This is a genomic window from Pseudomonas sp. FW507-12TSA, assembly GCF_058781435.1.
In genome coordinates this window covers 203886-222183 of record NZ_JBYSWT010000004.1, presented here as the reverse complement: position 1 = coordinate 222183, position 18298 = coordinate 203886, and the positions used below count along the sequence as shown (strand labels likewise).

The following is an 18298-nucleotide window of genomic DNA, read 5'->3' as shown; positions in this document are numbered from 1 at the left end:
ATGTTCAAGCGAAACACCCTAAGCCTCGGTGGCGCCGCCTTGTGCGGCGCCCTCTTGGTCAGTGGCTGCGCCAACCAGATGTCGCAACGCAGCGAGCACGAGGAGCGGGTCGAGCGCAAGCTGCTCGACCACAGCCTGCAGATCGATGTCGGCGAGCCCAAGGTGCTTGAGCTGCCGCAACGACGAGTACGTATCCACGAGCAGAAAACCTTCGAGGTCACCGAGTTCGAGGTTACACGCCGCTACGACCGCTATACCCCCTACCAACCCTGGCGGGAGATCTACGAGATTCCGCTGGGCGCGGTGGCCCTGGTGGCCGGTGTCGGCGCCAACGTGGTCAATGTGTTCGCCCTGGGCAACCTGCCGGATAGCGTCACCAAGGATTGGCTCAGCTACGGCGTCTCCGGGGTCAACCCGTTCATGAACATGCCATCCCATGGTCGAGCCCAGCAGAACCTGGCGGCAATCGACGAGGTTCAGCGCGACAAGCGCGTGGAATATTCGAGCCTGCCCTGGAGCGAACGCCCGGTGCAGGTCAAGGCTGGCAAGCAGACCTACGAGCTGAGTACCGATCGCAACGGCGTGCTGAGCTTGAATCTCCTGAACGACCCGTTTTCCGAGCAGGACCTCAAGCACATCGGCAAGCTGCAGATCAGTGTCGAGGATGCCCAGGACGAGGTGCACTCCGATTCATCCCTGAGCATCAGTCCCGGCCTGCGCAGCAAACTGGTGGAGGCCCACGCGCTGATCTACGACGACCTCGAGGACGACGAAGTCAGTGAGTGGGTGCACCGGGTCAAGCGCCTGTCGCAACTGGGCCTCGAAGAAGAAGCCAGCGAACTGGAGCAGAGCCTGATCGAGCTCACCCGCAACGATCCGGAATTGCAGAAAGAGTTTCTCAAGGCCCTGACCAAGAACGCCGGCCGCCTGGTGGCGGATCCTGGCAGCAACTGATTGTCCCGACCGGCACCATGGGCTCATGCTCCTGGCGCCTGGCTCGCCCTCCTCTCCTATGACTCCCTGAACAACTCCAACTGTTCGTGACCACCACGCAGGTCGTGCAGGCGTACGCCTATACCCAGCAGCCGCACCGGCTTGCCGCCACGCTTGAAGGCCTGGCTCAGCAACTGCCGATAACTCTCCAGGTCACGACCGGCCCCTGCCTGTTCCAGGGTGGTCTGGGTAAAGTCATGGAACTTCACCTTGACGAACGGCTTGCCCGGTCGGTAGCTGCTGTCGATGCGCGCCATGCGTCCGGCCAGGGTTTCCATCAGCTCCGGCAACTTCTGCAGGCAGCTGTCCAGGTCCGGCAGATCGGTATCGTAGGTGTTCTCCACGCTGATGGATTGCCGCCGGCTGTCATTCTGCACTGGCCGCTTATCGATCCCGCGCGCCAGGCTCCATAGGCGCTCGCCGAAACTGCCGAACTCACGCACCAGCGCCAACTTGCTCCAGTCGCGCAACTGCATACAGCTGGTTATGCCCAGCCGGCTGAGCTTGTCCGCGGTGACCTTGCCCACTCCATGCAGCTTGCTCACTGGCAGCTCGGAGACGAAATCCTCGACCTGGTCCGGAGTGATCACGAATAGCCCATTGGGCTTCTTCCAGTCACTGGCGATCTTGGCCAGGAACTTGTTCGGCGCAACGCCAGCCGACACCGTGATGTGCAATTGGTTGGATACGCGCCGGCGGATGTCCTGGGCAATACGCGTGGCGCTGCCGGAGAAGTTCGGGCTGTCGGAGACATCCAGGTAGGCCTCGTCCAGCGATAGCGGCTCGATCAGGTCGGTGTAGTCGCGAAAGATCGTGTGGATCTCCCTGGAGGCCTCGCGGTAGGCATCCATGCGCGGCTTGACGATGACCAGGTCCGGGCATAGCGCCAGCGCATGCCGGGAGGACATGGCAGAACGCACCCCGTAGGCACGGGCCTCGTAGTTGCAAGTAGCGATCACCCCTCGCCGCTCGGCAGAGCCACCAACGGCCAGGGGCTTGCGGGCCAATTGCGGATCGTCGCGCATTTCGATGGCAGCGTAGAAACAGTCGCAATCGATATGGATGATTTTGCGCTGCATCATGGGAAGGCAGAGATCATGGAAGACCGCCGGAATGGACAGGCGCCCAGTATCTAACGACACCTGTATATAGCACCAGTACCTTGCATCATCCTGCGGGTGCACGAGAGCCACCCGAGGATTTATCCGCTCAATGGATAGTCCCTCGGCAATAGAGCTGAAAGCCCCGTGCCATCTACCTCCAAGCGGTTTTCAAAGCTCGTCGCAAGCGGCTAACCGGTTGAGACGAAAGCAATTTTTTAAAATTAATGATTGACAGCCTCTCAACTCCCTGTAGAATTCCGCCACATCAGACGCGGGATGGAGCAGCCTGGTAGCTCGTCGGGCTCATAACCCGAAGGTCGTCGGTTCAAATCCGGCTCCCGCAACCAGATATAGAAAAAGGCCACTTCTTTGAAGTGGCCTTTTTTGTGCGCGTCGATTTTTAATCTCCCCGGGCACTTTGGAAAAACTCCTTGAGTGGCCATGGGTTAAGCATCGAAGTAGAAAAATCGACGCTTATTTGACCCTGATGGACATTAACGGTTGACACTCGGTCGTTCACCTGTAGAATGCCGCCCCACAGACGCGGGATGGAGCAGTCTGGTAGCTCGTCGGGCTCATAACCCGAAGGTCGTCGGTTCAAATCCGGCTCCCGCAACCAAATATCAAAAAAGGCTGCTCGAAAGAGTGGCCTTTTTTGTACCTGTAGAAAAAATCCTTTCGCAACAAAGACCTGGCAAAGTATTGCGAACCTTTGGCGATGCTTCGACTCTTCAATATGCAAGCTATGCTCTGTCTCAAGCCTGTCCTTGCGCCACCCACGCCGGGTCGTCGGGCCACGCCGAGACGCGTTAATATTTGAAATTATTTTTCCACAGGGATTGGTAACTTGGCCGGATACCCCCATCCTGTCGCGCACAATCCACGAGGTGATTGATGCGCGCCAACACGTCTGATTCACAAGACACCGATACCGCTACACAACCCATCACAGTCACTCGTTTGCGCTGGCTGGAACTGCTGAGCAAATACCGCCAGCCGCTCGGCCTGGTGGTGACCTTGCTGCTGTTCGCCATTGCCCTGGTCGCCTGCCGCCATCTGCTCAGCGAGCTGGATTTCTACGCCCTGCACGACTCGATCCTGGAAGTACCCAAACCGGCTCTGCTCGGCGCACTGGGCGCGACCATCGTCGGCTTCATCATCCTGCTGGGCTATGAGTGGTCTGCCAGCCGTTATGCCGGGATCGATCTTTCCGGACGCACCCTGGCCCTGGGCGGGTTCACCGCTTTCGCCATCGGCAACGCCATCGGCCTGTCGCTGCTCTCCGGGGGCTCGGTGCGCTACCGGCTTTATGCACGGCACGGGCTGGGGGCTGCCGACGTCGCCCACATGACCCTGTTCGCCAGCCTGTCCCTGGGCTGTGCCCTGCCGCCCCTGGCCGCCCTGGCGACCCTGAGCAACCTGCCCGCCGCCTCGACGGCACTGCGCCTGCCCGAGGGCCTGCTGGCCGGCATCGCCATTGCCGTACTGCTGCTCGGCGCGGTGCTGGCCATGGGGCTTTATCGCCGCCGCCTGCCGGAACAGCCCCTGCGCGACAACCTGCTGGTGCGGATCGGTCGTCGTACCCTGCGCCTGCCCGGGCGCCGCCTGACCTTCCTGCAACTGATCATCACCGCCCTGGACGTGGCCGCGGCCGCCACCGTGCTGTACCTGCTACTGCCCGAGGCTCCGCCATTCGGCGCATTCCTGCTGGTCTACCTGCTGGCCCTGGCCGCCGGGGTGCTCAGCCATGTACCAGGCGGCGTCGGGGTGTTCGAGGCGATCCTGCTGGCGGCCTTCGCCGACAAGCTGGGAGCCGCGCCACTGGCGGCGGCACTGCTGCTGTATCGACTGATCTACGTCGTACTGCCGATGCTGGTGGCCTGCGTGCTGCTGCTGATCAACGAAGCCCAGCGCCTGTTCCAGACTCGCCAAACGCTGCGCGCGGCATCGGGCCTGGCGGCTCCGGTCCTCGCGGTGCTGGTGTTCCTCTCCGGCGTGGTGCTGCTGTTCTCCGGCGCCACCCCGGAAATCGATACCCGCCTGCAGCACATCGGCTTCCTGATTCCCCATCGCCTGGTGGACGCTTCGCACTTCGGCGCCAGCCTGATCGGCGTGCTCTGCCTGCTGCTGGCCCAGGGCCTGCGCCGGCGCCTGTCGGCGGCCTGGATGCTCACCACCATCCTGCTGCTGGTGGGCGCCGTGCTGTCCCTGCTCAAGGGTTTCGACTGGGAAGAAGCCTGCCTGATGACCTTGACCGCCAGTCTGCTGGCCGTCTTCCGTCGCTCGTTCTATCGTCCTAGCCGCCTCACCGAATTGCCGTTCTCGCCGCTGTACCTGGTGGCCAGCGTCTGCGTGCTCGGGGCGTCGATCTGGCTGCTGCTGTTCGCCTACCAGGATGTGCCCTACAGCCACCAATTGTGGTGGCAGTTCACCCTCGACGCCGATGCCCCACGGGGCCTGCGCTCGCTGCTGGGCGCCGCGGTCCTGTTGCTGGTGGTATCCCTGACCTGGCTGCTGCGCACCGCGCGCCCGGTGATCCACCTGCCCACCGGCGAAGAACTGGACAAGGCGGCGAAGATCCTCATGGCCTCCTCCCAGCCCGACGGCGGCCTGGCGCTGACCGGCGACAAGGCGCTGCTGTTCCACCCCAACGACGATGCATTCCTGATGTATGCCCGTCGCGGTCGCAGCCTGGTGGCGCTGTATGACCCCATCGGCCCGACCCAGCAACGTGCCGAGATGATCTGGCAGTTCCGCGACCTGTGCGATGTGCACCACGCGCGCCCGGTGTTCTACCAGGTACGGGCGGAGAACCTGCCCTACTACATGGACATCGGCCTGACCGCGATCAAGCTCGGCGAAGAGGCCCGGGTCGATCTCAAGCGCTTCGACCTGGAAGCCAAGGGCAAGGAGATGAAGGACTTGCGCTACACCTGGAACCGTGGTACCCGCGACGGCCTGTCGCTGGAGATCCACGAGCCCGGGCAAGCGCCGATGGACGAATTGAAGGTGATCTCCGACGCCTGGCTGACCGGCAAGAACGTCCGGGAGAAGGGTTTCTCCCTGGGCCGCTTCAGCGACGACTACCTCAAGTACTTCCGCATCGCGATCATTCGTTTTGAAGGGCGCCCGGTGGCCTTCGCCAACCTGCTCGAGACCTACAGCCACGACCTGGCCAGCCTCGACCTGATGCGCGCGCACCCGGATGCTCCGAAGCTGACCATGGAGTTCATGATGGTCGGCCTGATCCAGCATTATAAAAATCATGGATATGCCCGCTTCAGCCTGGGGATGGTGCCCCTTTCCGGCCTGCAACCGCGCCGTGGAGCACCGCTGACCCAACGCCTGGGCTCGATGGTGTTCCGCCGCGGCGAGCAGCTCTACAACTTCCAGGGCCTGCGCCGCTTCAAAGACAAGTTCCAGCCTGACTGGGAACCCCGTTACATGGCCGTGCCGGCAGGGCTGGACCCGCTGGTAGCACTGGCCGACACCGCCGCCCTGATCGCGGGCGGCCTGACTGGATTGGTGAAACGCTGATGATTCGACGTACTTGGCGGTATCTGCTGGCCACCCTGGTGGTTCTGGCACTGATCGCAGGTGGTGGCTATTGGTGGTGGAATCGCCCCGCGCCCGAACCGACCCTGGAGCAATTGCCCCAGGCCGATGGCTCGACCCTGACCCGTATAACCCCCGGCACCAAGGCCAAGGCCCGCGTACTGGTCGCCGTACTGCCGGATTCGACCCTGAGCGACAAGCAACTGCTGGCCCTGAGCCGCGGCGGCGCAGCGCAGATCGTCCAGGTGATCCTGCCCAAGGACGACTGCAAGCTGCAGGAACAGGCCCTGCAAAACGCCCTGCCACAGTTGGCCGGGCCCGCGACCCTGGTCAGCGGCATCGGCCCGGGTGCCGCCCTGGCCTGGCGCTGGATCGCCGCGCAAAACGACGACAAGGCCCAGGCCGTATCGGTGGGTTTCACCATCGACCCGGCGCCAGGTTGCACCGACCCGCTGCCCAAGACCATGAGCCATGGCCATTGGCTGGTGGCCTGGAACGACAACCCGGATGACGAAAGCGCCGGCTTCGTACGCGACACCCCCAATGCCACCACCAGCATCAGCGACTACGACGTCCACCTGCCCCAGGTGCTGAACAACGAACTGCGCAAGCTGCTGGTGGGTTCGGACAACGGCGGCCTGAACATTCCCGTGGTGGAAGTCCCGGCCGGCCAGGCCAAGGACACCGTGACCCTGTTCCTCTCGGGCGATGGCGGCTGGCGCGACCTGGACCGCGACGTGGCCGGGGAAATGGCCAAGCTCGGTTATCCGGTGGTGGGTATCGACACCCTTCGCTACTACTGGCAGCACAAGACCCCGGAGCAAAGCGCCACCGACCTCACCGAACTGATGCAGCACTACCGGCAGAAGTGGGGCACCAAGCGTTTCGTCCTGACCGGCTACTCCTTCGGCGCCGACGTCCTGCCGGCCATCTACAACCGCCTGCCGGAAGCCGAGCAGCAGCGGGTCGACGCCATTATCCTGCTGGCCTTCGCCCGCACCGGCAGCTTCGAGATCGAAGTCGAGGGCTGGCTGGGCAACGCTGGCAAGGAAGCCGCCACCGGGCCGGAAATGGCCAAGCTGCCAGCGCCCAAGGTGGTGTGCATCTACGGCGTTGAAGAGGTCAACGAGAGTGGCTGCACCGACAAGACCGCGGTTGGCGAAGCGATGAAACTGCCAGGCGGCCATCACTTCGACGAGAACTACCCAGCCCTGGCCAAGCGTCTGGTGGAGATCATCGAGAAGCGCCAGGGCAAGGAAAACGCCAGCAACTGAACGGTACCAGGGTCATCGGCCACGCTGACACCCGAGAAATAGAAGCCCTCCCAGCGAGGGCTTTTTTTTGCCTGGCGCAACACAATCCCGGCAAAGCCCCTGCGGCGGTTTTGCTGTTCACTCAAGCGAAGTGATCCCTGTAGGAGCAGCCGGTCGACGCTCGATTGCTCGCGATGGTCGTAGCGTGCGTCTAGTGGGCAAACACAGCGCTCTGAAGTCCATCGCGGGCAGGCCTCGCTCCTACCATTTCCTTGAACCGCCAGGCGGGAGCTTTTTGTTTGGGCGGCCTCAGATCTCGACCTGGGTTCCCAGCTCGATCACCCGGTTCACCGGCAGCTTGAAGAAGCGCAGGTTGCCGTTGGCGTTCTTCAACATGAAGGCGAACAGCACTTCGCGCCAGCGGGCCATGCCCACCAGCTTGGAGGCGATCACCGTCTCGCGGCTGAGGAAGTAGGTGGTACGCATCGGGCTGAAGTCCAGCTCGTCCAGGTGACACAGCTTCAGGGCCTCGGGCACGTCCGGCTCGTCGGTGAAGCCAAAGTGCAGGATCACCCGGAAGAAGCCTTCGCCGTAGGAGTCCACCTCGAACCGGCGCTGGGCCGGCACCCGTGGAATGTCCTCGTAGACCACCGTCAGCAACACCACTTGCTCATGCAGCACCTGGTTGTGCAGCAGGTTATGCAGCAAGGCGTGGGGCACGGCATCCGGGCGAGCGGTAAGAAACACCGCGGTGCCCTGCACTCGGTGCGGTGGCTGCACGCGGATGCTGCCGATGAAGATCGGCAACGGCAGCCCCCCTTCGTCCAGGCGATCCACCAACAGCTCCTTGCCACGCTTCCAGGTGGTCATCAGGACGAACAACACGATCCCCGCCAGCACCGGGAAGGCACCGCCCTGGACGATCTTCGGTACGTTGGCGGCGAAGAACAGCCCATCCACCAGCAGGAAGCCCAGCAGGATCGGCATGATCAGTACCGGCGACCACTTCCACAGCAACAGCATCACCGCCGACACCAGGATGCTGGTGATCAGCATGGTGCCGGTCACCGCCACGCCATAGGCCGACGCCAGGGCCCCGGAGGACTCGAAGCCCAGCACCAGCAGGATCACCCCGACCATCAGCGACCAGTTCACCGCGCCGATGTAGATCTGCCCTTGTTCGGCGCTGGAAGTGTGCTGGATGTACATCCGCGGGATGTACCCCAGCTGGATGGCCTGGCGGGTCAGGGAAAAGGCGCCGGAAATCACCGCCTGGGAAGCGATCACCGTGGCCAGGGTCGCCAGCCCCACCAGCGGGATCAGGGCCCAGCTCGGTGCCAGCAGGTAGAACGGGTTGCGTGCCGCCTCGGGGTTCTCCAGCAACAACGCACCCTGACCGAAGTAGTTCAGCACCAGGGCCGGCAACACCAGGGCGAACCAGGCCCGGGCGATGGGCTTGCGCCCGAAGTGGCCCATGTCGGCATACAGCGCCTCGGCACCGGTCAGGGCCAGTACCACGGCCCCCAGGATAGCCACGCCCATGCCCGGATGGGAGATGAAGAAGCGCACGGCCCACACCGGGTTCAATGCCTGCAGCACTTCAGGATGCTGGGCGATGCCGTGGATGCCCAAGCCTGCGAGGACCAGGAACCAGGCCACCATCACTGGGCCGAACAGCTTGCCGATGCGATCGGTGCCGTGCTTCTGGATCAGAAACAGCGCCACCAGCACTACCAGCGCCAGCGGTACCACCCAGTGCTCCAGGCCACTGAACGCCAGCTCCAGGCCTTCGACCGCCGAAAGTACCGAGATTGCCGGGGTGATCATGCTGTCGCCATAGAACAGCGAGGCGCCGATCAGGCCAAGGATCACCAGCACCGAGCGCAAGCGCGGGTAGGAGGCCGATGCGCGCCGGGCCAGGGCGGTCAGGGCCATGATCCCGCCCTCGCCCTGGTTGTCGGCACGCAGGATGAACAATACGTACTTGATCGAGACGACCCAGACCAGCGACCAGAAGATCAGCGCCAGGATGCCGAACACCCCATCATGGTTGACCTGGACGCCATAACTGCCGGAAAAGACTTCTTTGAGGGTATAGAGCGGGCTGGTACCGATGTCGCCATAAACCACCCCTACCGCGGCGACCAGCATGCTCAAAGGCCGCGCGACCGAATGCTCGGCGCCCGCCGCCTGACTACTTGCCTGACCCATCCAATACTCCTGATTCCAGACCCGGCTTCTTAGAATGAAACGCTATGCTTTGGTATTGCAGCATGTGCGGCTTTACTTGTTGTTACAGACGTTTGATTGACTACAAGAATTCGCCTATGCGCAACGGCGCGAAGCATAGCGCAGCACTCGTCGTATTTCCCTGCATAAAGCTGGTCAAGTGGGCTGCTCATCGCTAGAATTGCGCACTTTTTGATCAGAGGCGCCCAAAGCGCCCGTTCACCGCCAGCGCATCCATCCAGATCGCCGAGCGGCCAGACACCTATACCGAGGTTAGACATGTCCACCCCTACCGCGCCAGCCAACCCCAAGGTCGGCTTCGTTTCCCTGGGTTGCCCCAAGGCTCTGGTCGACTCCGAGCGCATCCTCACCCAACTGCGCATGGAAGGCTATGACGTGGTGTCCACCTACCAGGACGCCGATGTCGTGGTGGTCAATACCTGTGGCTTCATCGACTCGGCCAAGGCCGAATCCCTGGAAGTGATCGGCGAAGCCATCAAGGAAAACGGCAAGGTCATCGTGACCGGCTGCATGGGCGTGGAAGAAGGCAACATCCGCGATGTGCACCCTAGCGTGCTGGCGGTGACCGGCCCACAGCAGTACGAGCAAGTAGTCAGCGCGGTGCATGAAGTGGTGCCACCGAAGCAGGACCACAATCCGCTGATCGACCTGGTGCCGCCACAGGGCGTCAAGCTGACCCCACGGCACTACGCCTACCTGAAGATTTCCGAAGGCTGCAACCACAGCTGCAGCTTCTGCATCATCCCGTCGATGCGTGGCAAGCTGGTCAGCCGCCCGGTGGGCGACGTGCTCGACGAAGCCCAGCGCCTGGTCAAGTCCGGGGTCAAGGAACTGCTGGTAATCTCCCAGGACACCAGCGCCTATGGCGTCGACGTCAAGTACCGCACCGGCTTCTGGAATGGCGCGCCGGTCAAGACCCGCATGACCGAACTCTGCGAAGCCCTGAGCACCCTGGGCGTCTGGGTCCGCCTGCACTACGTCTACCCGTATCCGCACGTCGACGAGCTGATCCCGCTGATGGCCGCCGGCAAGATCCTGCCGTACTTGGACATCCCGTTCCAGCACGCCAGCCCGAAAGTGCTCAAGGCCATGAAGCGCCCGGCCTTCGAGGACAAGACCCTGGCCCGGATCAAGAACTGGCGCGAAATCTGCCCCGAGCTGATCATCCGCTCCACCTTCATCGTCGGTTTCCCCGGCGAAACCGAGGAAGACTTCCAGTACCTGCTGGACTGGCTCACCGAAGCCCAGCTGGACCGCGTCGGCTGCTTCCAGTATTCCCCGGTCGAAGGCGCTCCGGCCAACGACCTGGACCTGGAAGTGGTGCCGGATGACGTCAAGCAGGATCGTTGGGAGCGCTTCATGGCGCACCAGCAGGAAATCAGCTCGGCACGCCTGCAACAGCGCGTCGGCAAGGAAATCGAAGTACTGATCGACGAAGTCGACGAGCAAGGCGCCGTGGGCCGCTGCTTCTTCGATGCCCCGGAGATCGACGGCAACGTCTTCATCGACAATGCCAGCCATCTGAAGCCGGGCGACAAGGTCCGCTGCCGGGTGACCGACGCCGACGAGTACGATCTCTGGGCCGAGATCCTGTAAGGCGTAAAAAAACTGCCAAGCCCCGCTCTCGCAACGAGATGCGGGGCTTTTTTAGGTCTATCGTTTGCTCTGGAATGTGCTTCAACCCAGGCCCAAGGAGCAGGCGGCATGCGCCAACATCCAGTCATCCATACCCCGAAATTCAGCGACTACCCGGAACTGACCCAGGTCTGGGAAGCCTCGGTACGCGCCACCCACGATTTTCTCCCGGATAGCTATATCGAACTGCTGAGGAACCTGGTGCTGACCCGCTACCTGGATGCGGTGATGCTGATCTGTACCCGCGACCAGCGCCAGCGCATCAGTGGTTTCGCCGGGGTCGCGGCGGGCAAGGTAGAGATGCTGTTCATCCATCCGGACCACCGCGGCCAGGGCCTGGGGCGGCAGTTGCTGCACTACGCCGTGGAACACATGAATGCCATCCAGCTGGACGTCAACGAACAGAACCCCCAGGCCCTGGGGTTCTACTTCAAGCAAGGGTTCGAGATCGTCGGTCGCTCGGAACAGGATGGCATGGGCCAGCCCTACCCTCTGCTGCACATGCGCCTGAAGCAACCACAGGCGCAGGCGCGAAGCGGCTAATGGCCACAGCCGGTAAATGGACCCGCGATTAACCGGCGCCAGGCAGGTACAATAGCTGCCCTCTTTTACAACGGCCCCTGTCATGACCGACCCGATTCGTCTCTCCAAACGCCTCATCGAACTGGTCGGCTGCTCCCGCCGGGAAGCCGAGCTGTTCATCGAAGGCGGCTGGGTCACCGTGGATGGCGAAGTCATCGACGAGCCACAGTTCAAGGTCGGCGCCCAGAAGGTGGTCCTCGACCCCGAGGCCAAGGCCACCGCTCCGGAGCCTGTGACCATCCTGCTCAACGTGCCCGCCGGCCAGGACGTGGAAAGCGCCCGGCTGTCGATCAGTGCTGCCAGCCTGTCGGATGAGCATCGCTTCGGCAAACGTCCTCTGCGCGGGCATTTTGCCCGCCTCAATGCCAGCGACGACCTGCAACCCGGCGCCAGCGGCCTGTTGGTGTTCACCCAGGACTGGCGGGTTCAGCGCAAGCTCAGTGCCGATGCCTCCAAGATCGAACAGGAATACCTGGTCGAGGTTTCCGGGCAGATGATCGAGCACGGCTTCAACCGCCTGAACCACGGCGTGACCTACAAGGGCCGCGAGCTGCCGCCGGTGAAGGCCAGCTGGCAGAGCGAGAACCGCCTGCGCTTCGCCTTGAAGAATCCACAACCCGGGATGATCGCGCTGTTCTGCCAGGCTGTCGGCCTGCAGGTCATCGCCATTCGCCGAATCCGCATCGGCGGCGTATCGATCGGCAAGGTGCCGCTGGGCCAATGGCGCTACCTGTCGGCCAAAGAGAAATTCTGAATTCCCCAGCCCCTGCCCTCGTTCGGGACAGGTGCACAGACCAGGACCTCAACATGATCCACAACGATGTACTGCGCAGCGTGCGCTACATGCTCGACATCAGCGACCAGAAGATGGTCGATATCATCAAGCTCACCGGTTTCAGCGCCAGCCTGGAAGAAATCGTCAGCTACCTGAAGAAGGACGAGGAAGAAGGCTTCGTGCGCTGCCCGGACCAGACCATGGCGTACTTCCTCGATGGCCTGGTGATCTTCAAGCGCGGCAAGGATGACAGCCGCCCGCCGCTGCCGATCGAACTGCCGGTGACCAACAACATCATCCTGAAGAAATTGCGCGTAGCCTTCGAATTGAAGGAAGACGACATGCATGCCGTGCTCAAGGCGGCCAACTTCCCGGTGTCCAAGCCAGAGTTGAGCGCCCTGTTCCGCAAGTCCGGGCACAACAACTACCGGCCTTGCGGTGACCAGCTGCTGCGCAACTTCCTCAAGGGCCTGACCCTGCGCGTGCGCGGCTAAGCCTGGCGACCATGGCCTACAGCGTCTCCCCCATCGGCTTCGTGCGCTCCTGTTTCAAGGAGAAGTTCGCCATCCCGCGCCAGCCGCAATTGGCACCAGCCGCCCGTGGTGTGCTGGAGCTGATACCGCCCTTCGACCAGGGCGACGCGGTCCAGGGGCTGGAGCAGGTCAGCCATGTCTGGCTGCTGTTCCTGTTCCACCAGGCCCTGGAGGACAAGCCACGACTCAAGGTGCGCCCACCACGCCTGGGGGGCAACAAGTCCATGGGCGTCTTCGCCACCCGGGCCACCCACAGGCCCAACGGCATAGGCCAGTCGGTGGTCAAGCTGGACCGGGTGGAGGCGAATCGCCTGTGGATCTCCGGCATCGACCTGCTGGATGGCACGCCGATCCTCGACGTCAAGCCCTACGTGCCCTATGCCGACAGCATCGCCGGGGCCAGCAATGAAATCGCCAGCAGCGCGCCGCTGCTCATTCCGGTGCAATGGCAACCCCAGGCCCTGGAACAAGCGCAGCTGCACGCCTTGCGCCTGCAGGAGCCATTGCTGGAACTGATCGAGCAGTGCCTGGCCCAGGACCCTCGTCCGGCCTATCAGGTACCCAGTCCGGAGCGCGAGTACGGTGCCCAGTTCTGGGACCTGGACGTGCGCTGGCATTACCCCGAGCCCGGACTGATCCGGGTATTGGCAGTGGTGCCGGCCAACTGATCCTGCACAAACAAAAAAGCCCGCGTTGCCTGTGAAGGCAACGCGGGCTTTTTGCTCGATGCGAGGCGCTTACTTCTCGACGAAGGCGCGCTCGATCAGGTAGTCACCCGGCTCGCGCATGCGCGGCGAGACGGTCAGGCCGAAGCTGTTGAGCACTTCACTGGTCTCGTCCAGCATGCTCGGGCTGCCGCACAGCATGGCGCGATCGTCCTGCGGGTTGATCGGCGGTAGGCCGATGTCGCGGAACAGCTTGCCGCTGCGCATCAGGTCGGTCAGGCGGCCTTCGTTCTCGAATGGCTCGCGAGTCACGGTGGGGTAGTAGATCAGCTTCTCGCGCAGGGCCTCACCGAAGAACTCGTTCTGCGGCAGGTGCTCGGTGATGAACTCGCGATAGGCGACTTCATTGACGTAGCGAACGCCGTGGCACAGGATCACTTTCTCGAACCGCTCGTAGGTTTCAGGATCCTGGATCACGCTCATGAACGGCGCCAGGCCAGTGCCGGTGCTGAGCAGATAGAGGTGCTTGCCAGGCTTCAGGTCATCCAGAACCAGGGTACCGGTTGGTTTCTTGCTGATGATGATCTCATCGCCTTCCTTCAGGTGCTGCAGCTGGGAGGTCAGCGGACCGTCAGGAACCTTGATGCTGAAGAATTCGAGATGCTCTTCCCAGTTCGGGCTGGCAATGGAGTAAGCACGCATAAGCGGACGGCCGTTGGGCTGTTGCAGGCCGATCATCACGAACTGACCGTTCTCGAAGCGCAGGCCCGGGTCGCGGGTGCACTTGAAGCTGAACAGAGTGTCGTTCCAGTGATGAACACTGAGGACACGCTCGTGGTTCATGTTGCTCATGTACGGGGACTCCTAGAAATTGCCTGCGCTGACCATGAGCGCAATTGCACAGCATTCTAATGGCAGCGACAATATCTGTTAACTGGATTATTAAGATAAGGGTTATCGGTTATATCGATATGCGATTCACTCTCCGTCAACTCCAGGTTTTCGTCGCCGTCGCCCAGCAAGAGAGCGTCTCCCGGGCCGCTGGGCTCCTGGCCCTGTCGCAGTCGGCAGCGAGCACCTCGATCACCGAACTCGAGCGCCAGTCCAGTTGCCAGCTGTTCGATCGGGCCGGCAAACGCCTGAGCCTCAATGCCCTGGGTAAGCAATTGCTGCCTCAAGCCGTGGCACTGCTGGACCAGGCCAAGGAAATCGAAGACCTGCTCAATGGCAAGTCCGGTTTCGGCTCGCTGTCGGTGGGCGCGACCCTGACCATCGGCAATTACCTGGCGACCTTGCTGATCGGCAGCTTCATGCAGGTGCACCCTGAAAGCCAGGTCAAGCTCCATGTGCAGAACACTGCGCATATCGTGCAACAGGTCGCCCACTACGAAATTGATCTGGGTCTAATCGAAGGCGACTGCAACCATCCGGATATAGAAGTGCAAAGCTGGGTCGAGGACGAACTGGTGGTGTTCTGCGCCCCCCAGCACCCGCTGGCCAAGCGTGGCCACGCCACCATGGAGGACCTGACCCGCGAGGCGTGGATCCTGCGGGAACAAGGCTCGGGCACGCGGCTGACCTTCGACCAGGCCATGCGTCATCACCGCAGCGCCCTGAACATTCGCCTGGAGCTGGAGCATACGGAGGCCATCAAGCGCGCCGTGGAATCGGGATTGGGCATTGGCTGCATCTCCAGGCTGGCCCTGCGCGACGCATTTCGCCGCGGCAGCCTGGTACCGGTGGAAACACCGGGCCTGGACCTGGCCCGGCAGTTCTATTTCATCTGGCACAAGCAGAAGTACCAGACCTCGGCGATGCGCGAGTTCCTCGAGCTTTGCCGCGCCTTCACTTCCGGTGTACGGCGCAGCGACGAGATAGTGCTACCGAGCATTCCCTAGATCAGGATCACCGCCCAGACGATGGTGATCATGCTCAGGGCGATGAACTGCGCCGCGCTGCCCATGTCCTTGGCGTTCTTCGACAACGGGTGGCGATCCAGGGAGATCCGGTCGATGGCCGCCTCCACCGCCGAGTTGAGCAACTCGACGATCAGCGCCAACAGGCAGACGGCGATCAACAATGCACGCTCGACCCGGCTGACATCGAGCAGGAAGCTCAGGGGCACGAGGATCACATTGAGCAGCACCAATTGGCGGAAAGCCGCTTCACCGGTGAAGGCCGCGCGCAGGCCATCGAAGGAATAGCCAGTGGCGTTGAGGATGCGTTTGAGACCGGTTTGACCTTTGAAAGGCGACATAAGCTGGGCAACTGCAAGAAAAGGTGTGGGGAAGCTAGTTCAACCAAGGTCAAAAAAGCGTGAACGAAAAGTCGATCAATGGCCGGAAATTGACTCAAGTTGTTGCAAGAGCAACGCCGCCTGGGTCCGGGTACGAACACCCAATTTGCGGAAGATCGCAGTCACGTGGGCCTTGATCGTCGCCTCCGACACGTTCAGCTCATAAGCGATCTGCTTGTTCAGCAACCCTTCGCACACCATGGTCAGCACTCGGAACTGCTGCGGCGTCAAGCTTGCCAGGCCCTCGCTGGCGGCCTTGGCCTCGTCCGAGACGCTGACCTGCTCGAAGGCCTGCGGCGGCCACCAGACATCACCGTCGAGCACACTGCGCACGGCCTGCTGGATGACTTCCAGGGAACTGGACTTGGGAATGAAACCGCTGGCCCCGAACTCGCGGGAGCGCACCATCACGGATGCTTCTTCCTGAGCCGAAACCATTACCACGGGAATCTGTGGATACTGGCCGCGCAACAGCACCAGCCCGGAAAAGCCGTAGGCGCCGGGCATGTTCAGGTCCAGGAGGACCAGGTCCCAGTCGGCTTTCTCGGTAAGGCGGGTTTCCAGTTCGGCGATGCTCGCCACTTCAACCAGGCGCACGTCGGAACCCAGGCCCAAGGTAACGGCCTGGTGCAGCGCACTGCGAAAAAGCGGGTGGTCATCGGCAATCAGGATTTCGTATGTGGCCATTTTTCAGATGATCCTGTTTTCATGGCAGGACTGATGCATTCAATCCTCACCAAAGCACGGGGCTCGCCAGAATGCGGCACCCAAAGAGCACGAACGCCGCGAAAAGCCTGAGTAAAACGGCGGTTCAAACAGCGCTGGCGCCCTAACCGGCGCCAAGCATGCCCAGCGAAGCCGGGGTGGTCAAGTTCGAAGCTTTGCGGCATCTTGGCCAGCTAACTAATAAGAGAGCCATCATGCGCAGCCAAGCCTTGCGTGCCGACGCCTTGATGCTGGTCACCGCAGTGATCTGGGGCTCGGCCTTCGTCGCACAAACCTCCGGCATGAACCATATCGGCCCCTTCCTCTATTCCGGCCTGCGTTTCGCCCTTGGATCGCTGTGCCTGCTACCACTGGTGCTGCGCCGCCCGGCCAGCGACCGGCCGTCCGAACCCATGCTCACCCAAGGCCTGCTGCTGGGGGGCGCGCTCATGGGCCTGGCGCTCGCCCTGGGGATCAACCTGCAACAAGTCGGGTTGATGTTCACCAGCGTCACCAATGCCGGATTCATCACCGGCCTGTATGTCATTGTAGTGCCGCTGCTGGGCTTGCTGATCGGCCACCGAACCGGGCTGGGTACTTGGCTTGGCGCGGTACTGGCCGTGGTGGGCATGTTCCTGTTGAGTGTCGGCGCCCATTTCCATGTCGCGCCGGGCGACTGGCTGCAACTAATTGGCGCCTTCGTCTGGGGCGGCCATGTAATCCTGGTGGGCCTCTTTGCCAGCCGTCACGATCCGATTCGCCTGGCCTTCCTGCAATTCGCCACCTGCTCGGTGGTGAGCCTGGCCCTTGCCTTGTGCCTGGAACCCATCGACTGGCCTGCCATAGTCGACGCCTGGCCAGCCATTCTTTATGGCGGCGTGGTTGCCGTCGGCATCGGCTACACCCTGCAGGTGATCGCCCAGAAAGACGCCATCGCTTCCCATGCGGCGATCATCCTGTCCCTGGAAGCGGTGTTCGCAGCCATTGCCGGAGCCTGGCTGCTGGATGAATCACTGCAAATGCGCGGCTACATCGGCTGCGCCTTGATGCTTACGGGAATGCTGGTGGCGCAACTCTGGCCCCAGGCCCCACGACTAAACGCCGAGGCTAGACAAAAGGCTTGAGCCGGGCATGGACTTCGTCATCCGGATCGATCGCCTTCTGGAATTTCGCCGACAGGTAGTGGGTGCTGAACACATCGAGGTAGGCATCCAGTACCTGGCTGACCTGGTCGTCCCCGGCCAGTTCCAGGCATAACGCCGCCACCTGCGCCGTACAAAAGTGATCGTCACGTTTGGAACGGCGCAGCTTGTAACGTGAAAGCCGCTCGGACGAAAGACTCAGCACCGGCAGATGCTCCAGATACGGGCTCTTGCGGAACATCTTGCGAGCTTCACTCCAGGTGGCGTCCAGCAGGATGAACAGCGGACGCTTGCCCTCCTGGCGCCGGACCTCGGTAACCACCCGCTCCGGTGCCACGAACTCCCCCGGAAACACGATATACGGCTGCCATTGCGGATCGGCCAGAAGCGCCAGCAACTGTGGATCCACCTCGGTGCGCGACCAGTGAAACGCCGAAGTATCGGCAACCACGTCGGCGATCAGCCAGCCGGTATTGCTCGGTTTGAGCGGCTCGACATCGTGCATCACCAGGCACATGGCCGAGTCGGCCGTGACCTTGGGGCGCCAGGCACACAGGCAATGGCTGGGGATCACCCGGCAACGCGGGCAGCGTTCAGCCCGGGAACCACGGGCGACAAAAGGCTTGAGCACGCGAGCCATACGCTGGTCGCGTAGACGGGAAACCGCATGGCTCATCGCTGGCCACACCGGCAAGAGGAGAGAATCGACACGAAAATGACTCGAAGGGGAAAAGTCGCGCAAGTTTATCAGAGCTCTCCATGCAAACCTGTACCGCCTTCCCGACTCTGCACCTATAATCCGACGCCACTG

The 18298-nt window shown here is 62.2% G+C and carries 16 protein-coding genes and 2 tRNA genes; 12 read left to right on the top strand and 6 right to left on the bottom strand.

Features of this window, described 5'->3' with window-relative positions:
* Positions 1-954 (top strand): hypothetical protein, encoded by a 954-nt coding sequence (locus AC3WK8_RS06045; RefSeq protein WP_022642668.1) that lies wholly within the window; start codon positions 1-3, stop codon positions 952-954.
* 56 nt (positions 955-1010) lie between these two features.
* Here the strand turns inward: AC3WK8_RS06045 and dinB are convergent, their stop codons facing one another.
* Positions 1011-2075: a DNA polymerase IV gene (gene dinB / locus AC3WK8_RS06040; protein ID WP_103324182.1), complete on the bottom strand. Its 1065-nt coding sequence runs from the start codon at positions 2073-2075 to the stop codon at positions 1011-1013.
* Between the two features lie 291 nt (positions 2076-2366).
* Between dinB and AC3WK8_RS06035 the strand changes: the two genes are divergently transcribed.
* The 4 genes from AC3WK8_RS06035 (at position 2367) to AC3WK8_RS06020 (ending at position 6925) form a co-directional block, all read left to right on the top strand.
* Positions 2367-2443, top strand: a tRNA-Met gene (locus AC3WK8_RS06035).
* Positions 2444-2638: 195 nt separating this feature from the next.
* A tRNA-Met gene (locus tag AC3WK8_RS06030) sits at positions 2639-2715 on the top strand.
* Between the two features lie 275 nt (positions 2716-2990).
* On the top strand, positions 2991-5633 hold the full coding sequence (mprF, locus tag AC3WK8_RS06025) for a bifunctional lysylphosphatidylglycerol flippase/synthetase MprF (protein WP_103324181.1): 2643 nt from the start codon (positions 2991-2993) through the stop codon (positions 5631-5633).
* On the top strand, positions 5633-6925 hold the full coding sequence (locus AC3WK8_RS06020; RefSeq protein ID WP_103324180.1) for a virulence factor family protein: 1293 nt from the start codon (positions 5633-5635) through the stop codon (positions 6923-6925). The genes mprF and AC3WK8_RS06020 overlap by 1 nt, the downstream gene beginning before the upstream one ends.
* A gap of 288 nt (positions 6926-7213) precedes the next feature.
* On the opposite strand, the gene AC3WK8_RS06015 is transcribed toward AC3WK8_RS06020, so the two are convergent.
* Positions 7214-9055 (bottom strand): potassium transporter Kup, encoded by a 1842-nt coding sequence (locus tag AC3WK8_RS06015; RefSeq protein ID WP_397429021.1) that lies wholly within the window; start codon positions 9053-9055, stop codon positions 7214-7216.
* Between the two features lie 357 nt (positions 9056-9412).
* On the opposite strand from AC3WK8_RS06015, the gene rimO reads away from it, so the two are divergent.
* The 5 genes from rimO to tsaA all read left to right on the top strand — a co-directional run bounded on the left by rimO (position 9413) and on the right by tsaA (position 13347).
* The gene (rimO, locus tag AC3WK8_RS06010; RefSeq protein WP_022642664.1) at positions 9413-10750 is read left to right on the top strand and encodes a 30S ribosomal protein S12 methylthiotransferase RimO; all 1338 of its coding nucleotides are present in this window, start codon (positions 9413-9415) and stop codon (positions 10748-10750) included.
* A gap of 108 nt (positions 10751-10858) precedes the next feature.
* Positions 10859-11332, top strand: coding sequence for a GNAT family N-acetyltransferase (locus tag AC3WK8_RS06005; protein ID WP_085599246.1), 474 nt, complete (start codon positions 10859-10861; stop codon positions 11330-11332).
* Between the two features lie 82 nt (positions 11333-11414).
* Entirely contained in the window at positions 11415-12125 is a 711-nt protein-coding gene (locus AC3WK8_RS06000) for an rRNA pseudouridine synthase (RefSeq protein WP_022642662.1), read from the top strand.
* A 53-nt stretch (positions 12126-12178) separates the two neighbouring features.
* A complete protein-coding gene (locus AC3WK8_RS05995; protein ID WP_022642661.1) occupies positions 12179-12640 on the top strand; it encodes a YehS family protein in 462 nt (153 codons plus the stop codon).
* Positions 12641-12651: 11 nt separating this feature from the next.
* Positions 12652-13347, top strand: coding sequence for a tRNA (N6-threonylcarbamoyladenosine(37)-N6)-methyltransferase TrmO (gene tsaA / locus AC3WK8_RS05990; RefSeq protein ID WP_085599248.1), 696 nt, complete (start codon positions 12652-12654; stop codon positions 13345-13347).
* A gap of 69 nt (positions 13348-13416) precedes the next feature.
* On the opposite strand, the gene fpr is transcribed toward tsaA, so the two are convergent.
* The gene (gene fpr, locus AC3WK8_RS05985; RefSeq protein ID WP_003198368.1) at positions 13417-14196 is read right to left on the bottom strand and encodes a ferredoxin-NADP reductase; all 780 of its coding nucleotides are present in this window, start codon (positions 14194-14196) and stop codon (positions 13417-13419) included.
* A gap of 119 nt (positions 14197-14315) precedes the next feature.
* On the opposite strand from fpr, the gene AC3WK8_RS05980 reads away from it, so the two are divergent.
* Positions 14316-15242 carry a LysR family transcriptional regulator gene (locus AC3WK8_RS05980; RefSeq protein WP_053135597.1) on the top strand — a complete coding sequence of 309 codons (927 nt, stop codon included), beginning with the start codon at positions 14316-14318 and terminating at the stop codon, positions 15240-15242.
* Here AC3WK8_RS05980 and AC3WK8_RS05975 read toward each other — a convergent pair.
* Together AC3WK8_RS05975 and erdR are read right to left on the bottom strand one after the other, a co-directional pair.
* Positions 15239-15601 (bottom strand): diacylglycerol kinase, encoded by a 363-nt coding sequence (locus AC3WK8_RS05975; RefSeq protein WP_022642657.1) that lies wholly within the window; start codon positions 15599-15601, stop codon positions 15239-15241. The genes AC3WK8_RS05980 and AC3WK8_RS05975 overlap by 4 nt on opposite strands.
* Positions 15602-15676: 75 nt before the next feature.
* Positions 15677-16327, bottom strand: a complete 651-nt coding sequence (erdR, locus tag AC3WK8_RS05970) for a response regulator transcription factor ErdR (protein ID WP_022642656.1) — start codon at positions 16325-16327, stop codon at positions 15677-15679.
* A gap of 233 nt (positions 16328-16560) precedes the next feature.
* Here erdR and AC3WK8_RS05965 point away from each other — a divergent pair, with 233 nt between their 5' ends.
* Positions 16561-17469: a DMT family transporter gene (locus tag AC3WK8_RS05965; RefSeq protein ID WP_103324177.1), complete on the top strand. Its 909-nt coding sequence runs from the start codon at positions 16561-16563 to the stop codon at positions 17467-17469.
* Here AC3WK8_RS05965 and AC3WK8_RS05960 read toward each other — a convergent pair.
* Positions 17453-18163: a tRNA-uridine aminocarboxypropyltransferase gene (locus tag AC3WK8_RS05960; RefSeq protein ID WP_085599252.1), complete on the bottom strand. Its 711-nt coding sequence runs from the start codon at positions 18161-18163 to the stop codon at positions 17453-17455. The genes AC3WK8_RS05965 and AC3WK8_RS05960 overlap by 17 nt on opposite strands.
* Positions 18164-18298 lie beyond the last annotated feature (135 nt).

Excerpts from the sequence above, each read along its gene's own strand:
- dinB (WP_103324182.1), bottom strand. The coding sequence starts at position 2,075 with ATGATGCAGCGCAAAATCATCCATATCGATTGCGACTGTTTCTACGCT.
- tsaA (WP_085599248.1), top strand. The coding sequence starts at position 12,652 with ATGGCCTACAGCGTCTCCCCCATCGGCTTCGTGCGCTCCTGTTTCAAG.
- fpr (WP_003198368.1), bottom strand. The coding sequence starts at position 14,196 with ATGAGCAACATGAACCACGAGCGTGTCCTCAGTGTTCATCACTGGAAC.
- AC3WK8_RS05960 (WP_085599252.1), bottom strand. The coding sequence starts at position 18,163 with ATGAGCCATGCGGTTTCCCGTCTACGCGACCAGCGTATGGCTCGCGTG.
- AC3WK8_RS06045 (WP_022642668.1), top strand. The coding sequence starts at position 1 with ATGTTCAAGCGAAACACCCTAAGCCTCGGTGGCGCCGCCTTGTGCGGC.
- AC3WK8_RS05965 (WP_103324177.1), top strand. The coding sequence starts at position 16,561 with ATGCGCAGCCAAGCCTTGCGTGCCGACGCCTTGATGCTGGTCACCGCA.
- AC3WK8_RS05995 (WP_022642661.1), top strand. The coding sequence starts at position 12,179 with ATGATCCACAACGATGTACTGCGCAGCGTGCGCTACATGCTCGACATC.
- rimO (WP_022642664.1), top strand. The coding sequence starts at position 9,413 with ATGTCCACCCCTACCGCGCCAGCCAACCCCAAGGTCGGCTTCGTTTCC.
- AC3WK8_RS06015 (WP_397429021.1), bottom strand. The coding sequence starts at position 9,055 with ATGCTGGTCGCCGCGGTAGGGGTGGTTTATGGCGACATCGGTACCAGC.
- mprF (WP_103324181.1), top strand. The coding sequence starts at position 2,991 with ATGCGCGCCAACACGTCTGATTCACAAGACACCGATACCGCTACACAA.
- AC3WK8_RS06005 (WP_085599246.1), top strand. The coding sequence starts at position 10,859 with ATGCGCCAACATCCAGTCATCCATACCCCGAAATTCAGCGACTACCCG.
- erdR (WP_022642656.1), bottom strand. The coding sequence starts at position 16,327 with ATGGCCACATACGAAATCCTGATTGCCGATGACCACCCGCTTTTTCGC.
- AC3WK8_RS06000 (WP_022642662.1), top strand. The coding sequence starts at position 11,415 with ATGACCGACCCGATTCGTCTCTCCAAACGCCTCATCGAACTGGTCGGC.
- AC3WK8_RS06020 (WP_103324180.1), top strand. The coding sequence starts at position 5,633 with ATGATTCGACGTACTTGGCGGTATCTGCTGGCCACCCTGGTGGTTCTG.
- AC3WK8_RS05980 (WP_053135597.1), top strand. The coding sequence starts at position 14,316 with ATGCGATTCACTCTCCGTCAACTCCAGGTTTTCGTCGCCGTCGCCCAG.
- AC3WK8_RS05975 (WP_022642657.1), bottom strand. The coding sequence starts at position 15,601 with ATGTCGCCTTTCAAAGGTCAAACCGGTCTCAAACGCATCCTCAACGCC.